This is a genomic window from Massilia glaciei (assembly GCF_003011895.2).
In the GTDB taxonomy this organism is placed as follows: Bacteria; Pseudomonadota; Gammaproteobacteria; order Burkholderiales; family Burkholderiaceae_D; genus Telluria_A; species Telluria_A glaciei.
Window position 1 is genome coordinate 31741 of the sequence record NZ_PXWF02000346.1, and the last position, 14332, is coordinate 46072.

Here is a 14332-nt window from a genome sequence, read left to right on the forward strand (position 1 = left end):
GGCCTCGGCGTGATGCGCCTTGGGTGAACGGCTTTTTAGGTCATTTCGCGTTCCGGGGTGGCGCTGATATTGTGGATCGACAGATCGGCGCCGTTGAATTCCTGCTCGGCGTCGAGCCGGATGCCGACGGTGGCTTTGAGCAGTCCATAAACGATCAGGCCGCCGAGCGCCGCGACCGCGACGCCGAGCGCGGTTCCCGCCAGTTGCGACATGAACGAGACGCCGCCAACACCGCCAAAGGCCTTGCTGCCAAAGATGCCCGCCGCCAGTCCACCCCATGCGCCGCACAGGCCGTGCAACGGCCATACGCCGAGCACGTCGTCGATCCTCCATTTGTTCTGGGTCCACGTGAACATGATCACGAACACCGCGCCGGCGATGCCGCCGGTGACGAGCGCGCCCAGCGGATGCATCAGGTCTGAACCTGCGCACACGGCGACCAGCCCGGCCAGCGGGCCGTTGTAGGCGAAGCCGGGGTCGTTCTTGCCGAGCATGAGCGCCGTCAGCGTGCCGCCGACGAGCGCCATCAGCGAGTTGACCGCGACCAGCCCGTTGATTTTGTCGAGCGTTTGCGCGCTCATGACGTTAAATCCGAACCAGCCCACCATCAAAATCCAGGCGCCCAGCGCGAGGAAGGGGATGCTCGATGGCGGATGCGCGGCGATGCGGCCGTCTTTGCCATAGCGTCCGTTGCGCGCGCCGAGCAGCATGATCGCCGGCAGCGCCGCCCAGCCGCCCACCGCATGCACGACCACCGAGCCGGCGAAGTCGTGGAATGGGTGGCCGAAGGTTGATTCAAAAAAAGCCTGCACGCCGAAGCGCTGGTTCCATGCGATGCCCTCGAACAGCGGATAGATCAGGCCGACCAGCGCCGCCGTGGCGATAACCTGGGGATAGAACTTGGCCCGTTCGGCGATGCCGCCCGAAATGATCGCGGGGATGGCCGCCGCGAACGTGAGCAGGAAGAAGAACTTGACCAGCTCATAGCCGTTTTTGGCCATCAGCGTCTCGGTGCTGCCCAAGAAATCGGCGCCATACGCGATGCCGTATCCGACAAAAAAATACGCGATCGTCGAAATGGCAAAGTCGACCAATATCTTCACCAGCGCGTTGACTTGGTTTTTCTTCCTGACGGTGCCCAGTTCAAGGAACGCGAACCCGGCGTGCATCGCCAGGATCATGATTGCGCCGAGAAGGATGAAGAGGGCGTCGCCCCCGCTCTTGTATGCGTCCATGTAAAACGTCTCCCAATTAGTGTGCAGTTTTTAGCTGTGCACCATTACTAAGCAATTTCCATGCCGTTTTGGTGCGAATGCTAAGTGGCTGATTTTATTGGGGTGACAGAGCGGGATGGTTGGATGCGCACCATTTTCGGGCGCTAGTTTCGCCCGCAAATGGTGCGCCTGGCTTAGGCGGCGTGCGGCCGGAAGGCGCGCAGGAAGTCCAGCAGCACCTGCGCGGCGATCTCGGCGTCGTCGGCGGTCATGGTTTCGAGCCGGTTGTGGCTGATGCCGCCGTTGCCGCAGCGGGTGAACAGCATGGCCACATCGGTGACCCTGGCCATCGCCATGGCGTCGTGCCCGGCGCCCGAGGCAAGGTCGAAGCGCGGCAGGCCGGCACGCTCTACCGCCGCGCCCAGTTGGTCCATCAGCCAGGGCGCGCACGGCGCCGCGTTGGCCGCCACCACCTGTTTGATGTTCGCCTCGATGTGGCGCCGCGCGCAGATGGCGGCGATGCCGTCGAGGATATCGCCCACCGCCGACAGGCGCACCGCATCGTCCGCGGCGCGGATGTCGAGCGACAGATTGCAGTGGCCCGGGATCACATTGACCGAGCCGTTCGGCACCTGCAGCTGGCCCACGGTGCCGACCAGCGATGCCGCCCTGGAGCAGCGGCCCTCGACCATCAGCACGATTTCGGCCGCGGCGGCGGCGGCGTCCTGGCGCATGTTCATCGGGGTGGTGCCGGCGTGGCTGGCCAGACCGATAAGCTCGACCAGGTAGCGCGAGCTGCCGGCGATGGCGCTCACCACGCCGAGCGCCAAGCCGTGCTCGAGCAGCACCGGGCCTTGTTCGATATGGACCTCGACATAGCCAAGCAGCTCGGCCGGATCGCGCGCGATGGCGGCGATGGCGTCGACGTCGTGGCCGGCCGCCGTGAGCGCCTCGCGCATGGTGGTGCCACCGGCGTCGGTCGCCTCGAGCAGCGCCATGTCGAACTGGCCGATGACCGCGTTACTGCCCAGGAAGGTGCTCTTGAAGCGCACGCCTTCCTCTTCGGCGAAACCGACGATCTCGAAGTGGAACGGCAGGCGCTCACCGCGTTGATGCAGATGGCGCACGATCGCGATCGGCAGCAGGATGCCGAGCCGGCCGTCGTATTTGCCGCCGTCGCGCACGGTGTCGTAGTGGGAGCCGCACATGAGCGTTTTTGCATCAAGGCGGTCCGACAGGTAGCGGCCAACGACATTGCCGACGTCGTCGATGTGGGCGTCCATGCCGGCCTCGCGCATCCAGGCTACCAGCTGGGCGGCGGTGCTTTTGTGGGCCGCGGTCATGTAGGCGCAGGTGAGGTTGTCGGGCGCGTCGCTCCATGCGGCCAGCACCTCGGACCAGCGCATGATGTCGGGTCCGAATTGCGGCGTGGCGCCGAGCAGATCGTTGATGCGCAGTTCGGCGATGCGGTGGATCTGGCGCAGGCACTCGGCCATCTCGCCGGCGCGCTGGTTCCTGAGGCGGCGCGAGAAGGTGTCGATGACGGCTTCGCGCGTGAGACCGTTGCCGTCCGGGCCCTTGACCGCGAGGATGAACGGGAAGCCGAACTTGGCGTTGTAGTCGGCGTTAAGCTGGTGCAGCGTCGCGTACTCGCCGGCGCTGCACAGGTTCAGGCCCGAACGGGCCTGCTCGACGGTCGACTCCCGCGTCAGTTCGCCGGCGATGGCGGCCTTGCCGGCCAGTTCGGGGTGGGCCCGGATCAGGCCAAGCTGTTCGTCCAAGCTGGACGCGGCCACCACTTCCTGCAACGCCAGTTTGAGCGCGGCCGCGCTCGCGAACGGGCGCCTGCCGGCGGCGCGTTCGGGGATCCACGGCGAGTGCTCGTAGATGCCGCGCAGTGTGTCGACAAAGGCAGCGGCGTCGAGGCTGTTCAAGTGCTGGAGTGTGGTCATGGTATGGGAGTCCGATCATGCAAGCGTTCGATCATATACCGCATGGAGGCCACTCTCATAAGCTGGTGCTGATTGTCGCTATATGGCCTAGCGCTGAAGCAGCGCCTTGGCCGTGGCCGTGATCTGGTCGCGCAGCCACTTGTGCTCCGGCGCCTGGTGCACGCGCTCGTGCCACAGCTGGTAGAAGCGCATCGGCGGAAACTTGACCGGCACCGTGAAGATCTTGAGCGGCAGCGTTTTCTCGTAGAAGCGCATGAACTGGCGGCCCGTGGTCAGCACCAGGTCTGTCTGGGTCAGCATGTAGGGGATCAGGCCGAAGTAGGCCGATTCGACCGCCACGTTGCGCTGCATGCCCTGGCGCTCGAGGAAGGCGTCGATCACGCCGTGATAACCGGGCAGCATCTGCGACGGCGCCACATGGGGCAGGCTCAGATATTCCCCGAGCGTCATGGCGTCGCTGGCGGTGCGCTTGGCGTACGGGCTGTCGGCGCGCATGGTGCAGATGATCGGGTCCTCGAACAGCTTCGAGATATGCAGGTGCGCGGGCGGCTCGTCCCAGTTGGCGATGACGAGGTCCATGTCGCCGTCCGAGAGCATGCGCAGGTAGTCGACGCCGGGCCCGAGGCTGTGGATGACCACGCGGCTGTTGGGCGAACCGCGGCGCAGGGTGGCGACCACATTGGGCAGGAACTGGCTGTCGAGATAATCGGGCGCGGCGATGTGGAAGGTGCGCGCCTCTTCCTGCGGCACGAACGGCGACTTTTTAATGAACAGGCTTTCGGTCTCGTCGAGAATGCGCTTGGCTGGCTTGAGCAGGCTCTCGCCGTGCTGGGTCGGCACCATGCCGCGCGCGCCGCGCACAAGCAGCGGATCGCCGGTCAGCTCGCGCAGCTTGCGCAGCGAAGCCGAAATCGAGGGCTGCGGCTGGTTGAGCTTGAGCGCCACGCGCGAGACGTTTTTTTCGACCAGCAGCAGGTACAGGATGCGGATCAGGTGCAAGTCCAGGTGTTGGGGTAGGCCGCTCATGGTATTTCGTATATTAATTTGCTTATGTCGAATATACGCCATTTTTCATGTCCAAGTGGAGGAATCAGTTTATCTTCGGTAAGTTCGCGCTCCTGTGCCCGCCATTTTTGCAACAAGGAATCCCCAATGGAAGTATTCGCCTACCTGGCCCCGTATGGCCTCGAGTGGCTCAACCTGATCGTGCGCTGGCTCCACCTGATCACCGGCATCGCCTGGATCGGCGCCTCGTTCTACTTTGTATGGCTCGACAATTCGATCAGGGCGCCCGCGCCCGATTCCGAGCTCGCCAAAAAAGGCGTGTCGGGCGAGTTGTGGGCGGTGCACGGCGGCGGCTTTTACAACCCGCAAAAGTACCTGGTCGCGCCGGCCGAACTGCCCAGGGAGCTGCATTGGTTCAAATGGGAGGCGTATTCGACCTGGCTGTCGGGCTTTGCGCTGCTGACGATCGTCTACTACTTCAACGCGCAGGCGATGATGGTCGACACGGCCGTGGCCGACCTGACGACGTGGCAGGCGGTGGGCATCGGCCTTGGCAGCCTGCTGGTCGGCTGGGTGGTCTACGACTTGCTGTGCCGCTCGCCGCTGGGCAAACACGAACTCGCGTTTGGCGTCGTGATGTTCGTGTTCCTGGTCGCCAGCACCTATGTGCTCAACAAATACCTGAGCGGGCGCGCGGCCTACATCCACGTGGGCGCGATGATCGGCACCATGATGGTCGGGAACGTGCTGATGCTGATCATTCCGGGCCAGCGCAAACTGGTCGCGGCGATGATGGCGGGGCAGAAGCCCGATCCGGTCCACGGTTTGAAGGCCAAGCAGCGCAGCGTCCACAATAACTACTTCACGCTGCCGGTGCTGTTCATCATGATCAGCAACCACTACGCGATGACCTACCGCCACGACTATGCGTGGGCGGTGCTCGGGGTGATCATGGCGGCGGGCGTGTTGATCCGCCACTTCTTCAACCTGCGCCATCGGGGCCGCACCGAGTGGCGCTACCCGGTGGCGGGCGTCGCGCTGCTGCTGGCGCTGGCGGTCGCGCTCGCGCCCAAGGCGCCGGTGGCCAGGGCCGCCGCGGGCGACTCGGCGCAGCAGTTCGCGCAGGTTAGCGCGATCGTCGCGCAGCGCTGCGCGAGCTGCCACGCCGAGCAGCCGAGCCAGCCCGGCTTCGCCAGCGCGCCGGGCGGCGTCATGCTGCACACACCGGCGCTGATCGGGCAGAACGCGGCCAAAATCTACCAGCAAACGGTGCAGCTCAAAGCCATGCCGATCGGGAATCTGACCAATATGACGGACGCCGAGCGCGCGCACATCGCGGCGTGGTTCGAAGCCGGCGCCAAACAGGAATGACCATGCAAAGCACGACCCAAACGATGATGAAAAAAGACGAAGCGCAGCAAAAACTGGCCGACTGGATCGACGCCCATTTCGACGACGAGGTCGCGTTTCTGCAGCAGGTGATCCGGATCCCGACGGATACGCCGCCGGGCAACAACGCACCGCACGCCGATGCGGTTGCGGAGATGGTGGCCGCGTTCGGCTGGAGCGCCGAAAAGCACGCGGTGCCGGCGCAGGCGGTGCGCGACTACGGCATGGAGAGCATCACCAATCTCATCGTGCGGCGGCCCTACCAGGCGGGCGGCCCGACGGTGGCGCTCAACGCGCACGGCGACGTGGTGCCGCCGGGCGAAGGCTGGACCCGGCCGCCGTATGGCGGCGTGATCGAGGACGGCTACATCTACGGGCGCGCCGCGGCGGTGTCCAAGTGCGATTTCGCGACCTTCATCTTCGCGGTGCGGGCGCTGGAGGCGCTCGGCGTGCCGCTAAAGGGCGGGGTCGAACTGCACTTCACGTATGACGAGGAGTTCGGCGGCCTGCTGGGACCGGGCTGGCTGCTCGAACAGAAGCTGACCAAGCCCGATTACGTCATCGCGGCGGGCTTCAGCTACAACATCGTCACCGCGCACAACGCCTGCCTGCAGCTCGAAATAACGGTGCACGGAAAATCGGGACACGGCGCGATGCCGGAGACTGGCCACGACGCGCTGCAGGCGGCGACAAAAATCCTGAACGCGATCTACGCCGACCTGCCGGAGCTCAAAAAAATCAAATCGACGGTGCCTGGGATCGACTCGCCGACGATGCTCGTCGGCCGCATCGACGGCGGCACCAACACCAACGTGGTGCCGGGCAAAGTGGTCATGAAAATGGACCGCCGCATGATTCCGGACGAAGACCCGGTGGCGGTGGAGGCGCAGGTGCGCGCCCTGATCGAAAACGCGGTCGCCGGCGAGCCGGGCATCCGCATTGAGATCAAGCGCCTGCTGCTGTCGCATGCGCTGCGGCCCCTGGCGGGATCGGAGAAGCTGGTGGCGAGCCTGCAGAAAAACGCCCTGGACGTGCTTGGCGAGGCGATTCCCGCGCAGGGCACGCCCTTGTACGCCGACGCCCGCCTGTATGGCGAGCATGGGATCCCCGCGGTCCTGTACGGCGCCGGCCCGCGCACGGTGCCGGAATCGAACGCCAAGAAGGCCGACGAGCGGCTGGCGCTCGAAGACTTGCGCAAGGCCACAAAGGTAGTGGCGCTGACGCTGCTCGATTTCCTTGGCGACTAAGGAACGGCAACGCAGCGACTCATCGTTCCGTTCACCAATAATTTCGCAACCGGGGTCAGACCCCAGTTAAAAAACGATTGCTTGCGAGACTATAAAAAATGGGGCCATCCGCCGCTGGCACTGGCAGCGGCGTTTGATATCGGAAATTTTACCAACCATTTGGCGATTTGGTTTTGAAACCGGGGTCTGACCCCGGTTTCGGAATGAATTACTTCAGGGTACGCTCGAACAGCTTGTAGATGCGCAACCGGGGTCAGACCCCAGTTAAAAAAACGATTGCTTGCGAGACTATTAGAAATGGGACCAACCGCCGCTGGCACTGGGAGCGGCGTTTGATACCGGAAATTTTACTAACCATTTTGCGATTTGGTTTTGAAACCGGGGTCTGACCCCGGTTTCGGAATGAATTACTTCAGGGTACGCTCGAACAGCTTGTAGATGCGGCGGTACTGGTCAAACCAGCTTTCCGGCTGCGTGAAGGCGTGGCGCTCGAGCGGGTAGCTCGCCAGTTCCCAATTGTCTTTTTTGAGCTCGATCAGGCGCTGCGATAGCCTCACCGAATCCTGGTAGAACACGTTGTCGTCGATCATGCCGTGCGAGATCAGCAGGTGGCCGCGCAGATTCTGCGCGTACTCGATCGGCGACGATTTCTTGTAGGCCTCCGGATCGACGTCCGGCGTGTTCAGGATGTTCGAGGTGTACCCGTGGTTGTAGGTCGCCCAGTCGGTCACCGGCCGCAGCGCCGCCCCCGACTTGAACATCCCCGGCTCGCGCATCAACGCCATGAACGTCATGAAACCACCGTAGCTGCCGCCGTACACGCCGACGTTTTTGAGGTCGCCCTGCTGGTTCGCCACCATCCAGTTGACGCCGTCGACGTAGTCTTCCAGTTCGGGGAAGCCCATCTGGCGGTAGATCGCCGTGCGCCAGTCGCGCCCGTAGCCTTTCGAGGCGCGGTAGTCCATGTCGAGCACGACGTAGCCTTTTTCGACCAGCAGGTTGTGGAACATCTGTTCACGGAAGTACACCGGATAGCGCTTGCTGACGTTTTGCAGGTAGCCCGCGCCGTGCACGAACATCACGATCGGATATTTTTTGCCCGCCTCGAACTGCGCAGGGCGATACAGCTTGGCCGAAACCGGCGCGCCGCCGCGGCTCGACGGCACCGTCACATATTGCGGTTCGGTCCATTGGCGCGATTTGAATTCGGGCGTGCGGGTATCGGTCAGTTTGGTCACGGCGCCGCCCGCGAGCGCCACCGTGGCCAGCTGCGTCGGCATGTAGCTCGACGAGTAGTGCACCAGCAGCTTGCGCGAATCCGGCGACAAGGTGAATTGTTCGGTGCCCTCGAGCGCCGTCACTTCGCTCACCACGCCGTCGTGGGGCGACACCGCGCATACCTCGTAAGTCCCGGGATTTTTGCGGTTGCACAGAAGGTAAGCGCGGCTGTCGTCACCCGCCCACTTCACGTTCGTCGCTTCCCATTTGCCCGACGTGAGCGCGCGCGGTTTGCCGTCGGCCGTTTGCAGGTACAGGTGCGAGTAGCCGCTCGCCTCCGACAGGTACCACAGCGTGCTGTTATCGCGCAGCCAGCCGAAATCGCTGTAGTCGTCGTTGGTCCAGGCCGCGTCGGTTTGGCGGTGCACGGACTTCAGTTTGGCCTTGGCCAGGTCGACCGTCGTGATCCAGCTATCCTTGTTGTCGATCGTGCGCAGCAGCATCGCGACCTGCGTGCCGTCGCCGTTCCATGCGATCGCTTCGCCGTCGTCGCCGACGCGCACGCCGCGGTTGCCCTTGAGCGGGTCGAGCTTTTGCGCCACGCGCATCGCCGCCAGCGGGTCGGTGGCGATTCCGGGCAGGGTGTCGAGCGCGAGTTCGTGCACTTTGCGGTTGTGCAGGTCGATCAGCCTGAGCGTGTGCGGCACCGGAAAATTGCGGCCCACGCGCGTGCGCTGGTCGTCGAATTCCTCGTAGCCCGATTCGGTCACGTAACGCGGCATTTTGCCCACCCGCCCCTTGTCGCCCGCCTTGGGCGCGGTCGCCACGAGCAGCCATTTGCCGTCCGGCGAGAGCGCGCTCGCATCGATGTCGATTTTTTCGCCAAGGTAGATCGGCGCCGGCGCGCGCGTCGGGTCGGCCAGGCGTTCCTGCTCGGCGCGCGCGCGGTTCGCGTCGCGGTCGTCCTTTTGCCGCTGCAGTGTGGTCATCAGGCGCAGCTGCATGGTGCGCATCGCGTCGGCTTCGGGCGCCGCCGCCGGGTCCTTCGCCGCGCGCGGCAGCGCCACCGGCGAGACCAGCCGGTCGGCGCGGTTCCAACTGAACCAGTCGTGCGCGACGCGGTACTGCACGCTGCGGCCGTCGGCCGAATACTGGGGCGACGCCAGCTCCTTCGCGCCGCGGCTTATCTGGGTCAGGGCGCCGCTTTTGAGGTCGCGCTCGAACAGGTCGCCGTTGCGCAGCAGCAGGCTGCGCGTGCGCTCGCGGTTGTAGACCACCATCGCCGAGTCGAGCCCGCCCAGCTCGATGTCGCCCACCAGCCGCGGCTTGCCGGGAATCGCTTCGTAGGTGTCGCGCAATGGCGAGCCCGCGCGTTTTTGCTTGTAAAACACCCGCTTGCCGTCCCAGCTCCACCACGCGCTTTCGACGGGTGTGCCGATCCAGTCGGGATGGGCCATCGCCTGTTCAAGGCTGATCGGGGTGGCGGCGGTCGCGGGCAGCGCGAGCAGGGCGGCGAGCATGGGAAGGGCAAGTAGTCGCATCGTGGGCTATTCGAGTTGGGATGGGAAAGCGGCGGGCGCCGGGAGTTGCAAGAGGGCATTCTAGCGCAGCTATCGCGCGGGCGCGAGCGGCAGTTGGCGGCGCCCAAGAGCCCGTAAATACGGGCGCGCTTGCAAGTCCTAACGCTTTGCTTTTCAATATCGTTTGCTTTCCAACTTGGCAGCCGGCATGATGAATCCGTCGAAATTGAATGCGCCATATATGCATGCCGAAACGGTCACGATCGTCCTGCTTCCCGGCCTGGACGGCACGGGCGCCCTGTTCGCCCCCTTCGTCGAGGCCTTGGGTCCGGGGTGCGAGGCGATCGTGGTCGCGTATCCGGCCGAATTGGCGCTCGACTACGCCGCGCTCGAGCAATTTGCGCGCGCGCGGTTGCCGGTCGGCCGCCCCTATTTCCTGCTCGGGGAATCGTTTTCGGGCCCGATTGCGATCGCCCTCGCGGCCGCGCTTCCGGACGGCCTGGTCGGGCTGGTGCTTTCGTGCACGTTCGCGCGCAATCCGCACCCGTACTTGGCGCCGTTCAAGTCGGTGATCGGCCTGCTGCCGGTCAAGAGCGAAGCGGCCGGCGCGATGTTGATGCCGCTTCTGTTCGGCCGCCACGGCAGCGTAGAGGCGCACTCGGCCCTGCGGCAGTCACTGAAACGGGTCGCTGCGGCAACCTTGCGCAGGCGCGTGCGCAGCGTGCTTGAAGTCGATACGACGGCGCGCTTCGCCGGCTTGCACCTGCCGATGCTGTACCTGCAGGCGTCCCGGGACCGCATCGTCTTTGCCCGCTCCGGCGCCCAGTTGGCGCGCTTGGCGCCGGCGATGACGGTGGTGTCGCTCGACGGGCCGCACATGTTGTTGCAGGCGCTGCCCGCCGAGGCGGCGCGGGAGGTCGGGCAGTTCATGCGCCGCGTGCTGCACGACGCCGGCCGGTAAGGTCGCGCGCATCAGTTGCCGGTGATCCCGATCAGGTGGAAACCGTTCTGGGTGTCGCTGCAAGTCATCAAGGGCACGCCGGGAAATTTGTACACGCCCCAACACCCGGCCATGTCGGGACCGGTGAGTGCGCTGGTGTCGACCCGGGCGACGACCCGCGGCACGGCGGGGTTGCTCAGGTCGACCACGGCGGCCCCTTCCGTGTAGTGGCTCAGGTACGCGGTGCGCCCCTCCATGACCACGTTGTGCGGCGTGCCCGTGCCGATCTTGAAGCTTGAGAGCAAGGTGGGCACGGCGTTGCCGTTGAGCTGCCACACCCTGGCCGGAAGGCCGAGTGGAATTTCCTCGGTGGTGACGACGAAACTGCCGTCGCCGCTGGGCCAGATGTTGTGGGCGAAATGCCCCGGCTCGACGGACCAGCGCACCACCAGCGTTGGCGCCGCCGGGTTTTCCACGTTCCAGATCGAATAGCCGGCCGCGGTCCCCTCGGCGACATACGCGAAGTTGCCCACGGCGGTCATGTCGTGCACGCTCTTGCCCTTGTTGAACGTGCTCACATAGGTCGGGTTCTCGGGGTCGGGTTTGAGGTCCCAGATCTCGATCGAGCCCTGGTTGGGGCCGCCGACCGGGTGGTGCATGTGCATGGTCTGGGTGTGCAGGTGGCCGTTACCGAAGCGTTGCAGGTACAGCAGGCCGCGCGCGGTGTCGATGTCGACCGCATGGGCCGGCAGTTCGCCATCGTGCGCGATCACGCTGCGCACGAAACGCACCGAGTTCGGCAGGCCGGACAGGTCGAGGATCATGATGCCGGCACGCACGTTAGTGTGCTCCGACACGATATAGGCGTGCTGGCCATAGACCCGCATTTCGCGCCAGTACACGTCGGGACTGTTGGTGTTGGTGGGACCGTCGATCTCGTCGACCACGCGCGGGCTGGCCGTGTTGCTCAGGTCCAGCACCAGCACCCCTTTGGCCGTACCCATGATCGCATAGCGCTTGCCGTCCGGGGCGGTGTAACCCCAGGTGCCGGCGACGCCGGTGCGCGCGACTTTGCCGAGCACGGCGCCGCCAAAATCACCGTTCGCCGGTGCCGGCGCCGACGTTGGCGCCGGGCCGCCGGAGCCGCCACCGCCGCAGGCGGCAAGGGCGAAGGCGCACGCGGCAATCGCCGCCCCGCGTTGCAAAAGGCGCGGGCGGGCATGGCCGCTACTGGTTTTGAAGATCGGCATAGTCACCTTGGGGAGAGGCAGACGCCCGTGCGCTGCAGTGTTTAAATGATACGCCAGTTACCTTCGGGAATCTACTTGTGTCTGTTTTCGTCGGTTTAAAACCGCAGGTACCGCTTATAATTTTTGGTCATCTACCAAACCCGATACTAGTTCCCATAAAATAAATTTCACAGAAAATGCGCAGGAGTTCAACTTGCCTTGGTTTCCCATTGTCGCCGACCACATTGACGCGGTTGAAGCGCAACTCGGCATCGCCTTGCCGCAGACGTATAAAGGCGTTCTGCTCGAACCACGCGTGGCGGCCATCCTGTCCGACCGGCTTTTGGGTGCCTTCGAGCCTGACTATTCGATGGCAGATTTCGCGGGAATGACCCGCGTCTTACGCGACGCGCATCCGGAATTCCCGCGCGATGCTGTGGTCGCTTTTTGTGGACAATTCGAGCAAGGCGTGGTCCGTCTGGATTGGGGATATTGGCGTTTTTGGTTACCAGAGAAGAATCATCCGGAGCGCCTGGGCGATACACTGTTTTGCTGGAACCTCGTGAAGCGGAAAAAAAACCGCGACGCGTCCACCCTTGAGTGGCTTACTTCTTACGTTCAAATCGTCGATGGGGACGACTCGACCTTGTTGCACGAACTTGGCTACGCGGCGCCGATGCCGGTGCCCGAGCTGCCTATGGTCAATCCCCTGCCATGCCCGGCGGATTTGCTGGCGCAACTGTCCCTGCGCGGACCCGCGCTGGCCGGCCAATTGTGTGATCTGGCCGACAGCTGGTTGCCGTGCGCGCAGATGAAGGTTCAGGGAAACTGTCTGTGCCCGCGCGACTTGGGACAGGAGCCGTCCACGCGCGCCGGCGAGTCCGTCAAGGTCGGCCCGGGGGTGTACGAGGTGAGCGTGCGCTTGTGCCAGTCAGGCATGGGCGAATGGCCGATCGTGCACTCGGTGCGGGTATTGTTGAAGGACGCGGCGGTTGACGAGCGCACCGCCGCGTTCACGGTCGATGTCGACATGGCCGCGGTTTGCGTCTTCGACCGCCAGGCGCTTCTCAGGCAAGTGCCCGTCGATGGACGCGATGACGCGCTGTCGGCCATGAGCGACATTGCGGAAAAGCCTTGCCTGGCCGTGATCGGGAAAAACGCGCAGGCGCTGATCGTGGCGAGCGGCGACGGCACATACCCCGTGTTCCGCCTGGCCGCCGCCGGTGTGGGCGTCGGTCTCGAGATTGTTTTTGTCGCGGGGGATTAGCGCGCGTGCTGGCGCGTGGATACCTCCTGTAACACTTCTTACCGGCACAGCCTGTTTGTCCGGAGGATTGTCGGGTTTAATGCATTGTGGGCGAAGAAAACAGATCTCGTTCATGTCCCTGCAGAGGAGTCTCTACAGGAGCTTACGTACCGGTTCTATTTTATCCCAGGAGCTCATATGCTCAAGAAAGCCATCGTATTCGCAGTCGCTGCCGCTTGCCTTACCTCCGGCGCAGCATTCGCCCAATCGGCCGATTACGGCAACGACGGCGTTCAGCGTGTTGAGCGCCACGATGACCAGAACCGGTATGACCGCCAGTCGCACTACCGCGGCGAGCGCACCACGAACAACCACTATACCGGCGAGCGCAACTACCATAACCGCGACCGCGACTATCGCAACCGCGACGGCTACGGCCGCAGCCAGTACCGCAACCGCGGCTATGACAATCGCCATGACGGCTATCGCAACAGCGCCTACCGCGCGCAACGTCAACAGTCCCGCCGCGGCATGCGCATGTCGCAGTACCACCAGAACGACTACTACGTGGTGAGCGACTATCGCCGTCACCGTCTGCACGCGCCGCAACACGGGTATCACTGGGTGCAGTCCGGTAACGATTTCGCCTTGGTGGCGATCGCAACGGGCCTCATCGCCCAGGTGCTGTTGAATCGTTGATCTGGAGTGAAGCAAATAGGAACGCCGCCGGGCGACCGGCGGCTTTTACTATTGGCACCCCGGTGCAATGGGACCTTTCCGATCCTTACATAATCTCTCCCTGCGGCCGGATTCATCCTGCCGATTTTGTTATAAAAAATGGCGATTTTTTAGCATTTCCGCGCCGCCCCCGGTGCTACCATCGTTTCCTTAATAAAAGTGAGGACAAGCAAGATGAGCAAGATGATCGGCATGGGGATGGTGCTCGCCTCGTCGGACGAGGGCGGCGCGCGTCATACGCACAAGGCGCGGGCGGCCTGCGCGAACTTTTTCGCCGATAACGGGATCTCGCCGCCGGGCCCGCTGTTCGACAACCTCGGCGACACCTTCTACTTCGCCTAGAACACGGCCGGCCAGTTCGTCTGGGGCAACCGCCTGCTGCAGGAAGAGCATGGCCTGGCCGACGCACAGGACATCATCGGCTGCTGCGACCACGATTTCTTCAGGCCCGACATCGCCGACCGCATCCGCGCCGACGACCTTGAGGTGATGGAAAGCGGCGTCACCGTCAAGAACAAGCTCGAAGTCATCGGCGGCGCCAACGGCGCGCTGATCTGGCTGTTCACCACCAAGGCGGCGCTGCGCAACCGCGAAGGCGAAGTCATCGGCCTCGAAGGCTTCAGCCGCGACGCCC

Annotated in this window: 11 protein-coding genes and 1 pseudogene; 7 read left to right on the forward strand and 5 right to left on the reverse strand. The window is 64.0% G+C overall.

The features are described from left to right. Positions 1-35 precede the first annotated feature (35 nt). From C7C56_RS27530 to C7C56_RS27540, 3 genes are all read right to left on the reverse strand, one after another. Positions 36-1235: an ammonium transporter gene (locus C7C56_RS27530; RefSeq protein WP_106760521.1), complete on the reverse strand. Its 1200-nt coding sequence runs from the start codon at positions 1233-1235 to the stop codon at positions 36-38. A 173-nt stretch (positions 1236-1408) separates the two neighbouring features. Continuing rightward, positions 1409-3166 (reverse strand): allantoate amidohydrolase, encoded by a 1758-nt coding sequence (locus C7C56_RS27535; RefSeq protein ID WP_106760522.1) that lies wholly within the window; start codon positions 3164-3166, stop codon positions 1409-1411. 87 nt (positions 3167-3253) lie between these two features. Beyond that, positions 3254-4192, reverse strand: a complete 939-nt coding sequence (locus tag C7C56_RS27540; RefSeq protein WP_106760523.1) for a LysR substrate-binding domain-containing protein — start codon at positions 4190-4192, stop codon at positions 3254-3256. 126 nt (positions 4193-4318) lie between these two features. Here C7C56_RS27540 and C7C56_RS27545 point away from each other — a divergent pair, with 126 nt between their 5' ends. Then, a complete protein-coding gene (locus tag C7C56_RS27545; RefSeq protein ID WP_106760524.1) occupies positions 4319-5542 on the forward strand; it encodes a urate hydroxylase PuuD in 1224 nt (407 codons plus the stop codon). Between the two features lie 2 nt (positions 5543-5544). Next, positions 5545-6807, forward strand: a complete 1263-nt coding sequence (locus C7C56_RS27550; protein ID WP_370660253.1) for a M20/M25/M40 family metallo-hydrolase — start codon at positions 5545-5547, stop codon at positions 6805-6807. Positions 6808-7214: 407 nt separating this feature from the next. Here C7C56_RS27550 and C7C56_RS27555 read toward each other — a convergent pair whose 3' ends face one another. Continuing rightward, positions 7215-9566, reverse strand: coding sequence for a S9 family peptidase (locus tag C7C56_RS27555; RefSeq protein WP_229459044.1), 2352 nt, complete (start codon positions 9564-9566; stop codon positions 7215-7217). Between the two features lie 220 nt (positions 9567-9786). Between C7C56_RS27555 and C7C56_RS27560 the strand changes: the two genes are divergently transcribed. Beyond that, positions 9787-10506 (forward strand): alpha/beta fold hydrolase, encoded by a 720-nt coding sequence (locus C7C56_RS27560; RefSeq protein WP_181373398.1) that lies wholly within the window; start codon positions 9787-9789, stop codon positions 10504-10506. An 11-nt stretch (positions 10507-10517) separates the two neighbouring features. Here C7C56_RS27560 and C7C56_RS27565 read toward each other — a convergent pair whose 3' ends face one another. Then, positions 10518-11567: an LVIVD repeat-containing protein gene (locus C7C56_RS27565; RefSeq protein WP_181373399.1), complete on the reverse strand. Its 1050-nt coding sequence runs from the start codon at positions 11565-11567 to the stop codon at positions 10518-10520. Between the two features lie 361 nt (positions 11568-11928). Between C7C56_RS27565 and C7C56_RS27570 the strand changes: the two genes are divergently transcribed. From C7C56_RS27570 to C7C56_RS30435, 4 genes and pseudogenes are all read left to right on the forward strand, one after another. Next, a complete protein-coding gene (locus tag C7C56_RS27570) occupies positions 11929-12981 on the forward strand; it encodes a hypothetical protein (protein WP_106760527.1) in 1053 nt (350 codons plus the stop codon). A 177-nt stretch (positions 12982-13158) separates the two neighbouring features. Continuing rightward, a complete protein-coding gene (locus C7C56_RS29550) occupies positions 13159-13659 on the forward strand; it encodes an RcnB family protein (RefSeq protein ID WP_219933245.1) in 501 nt (166 codons plus the stop codon). Positions 13660-13872: 213 nt separating this feature from the next. Next, entirely contained in the window at positions 13873-14040 is a 168-nt protein-coding gene (locus C7C56_RS29245) for a hypothetical protein (RefSeq protein ID WP_181373400.1), read from the forward strand. Between the two features lie 15 nt (positions 14041-14055). After that, positions 14056-14325, forward strand: a pseudogene (locus C7C56_RS30435) (PAS domain-containing protein); the annotation flags it as partial. Positions 14326-14332 lie beyond the last annotated feature (7 nt).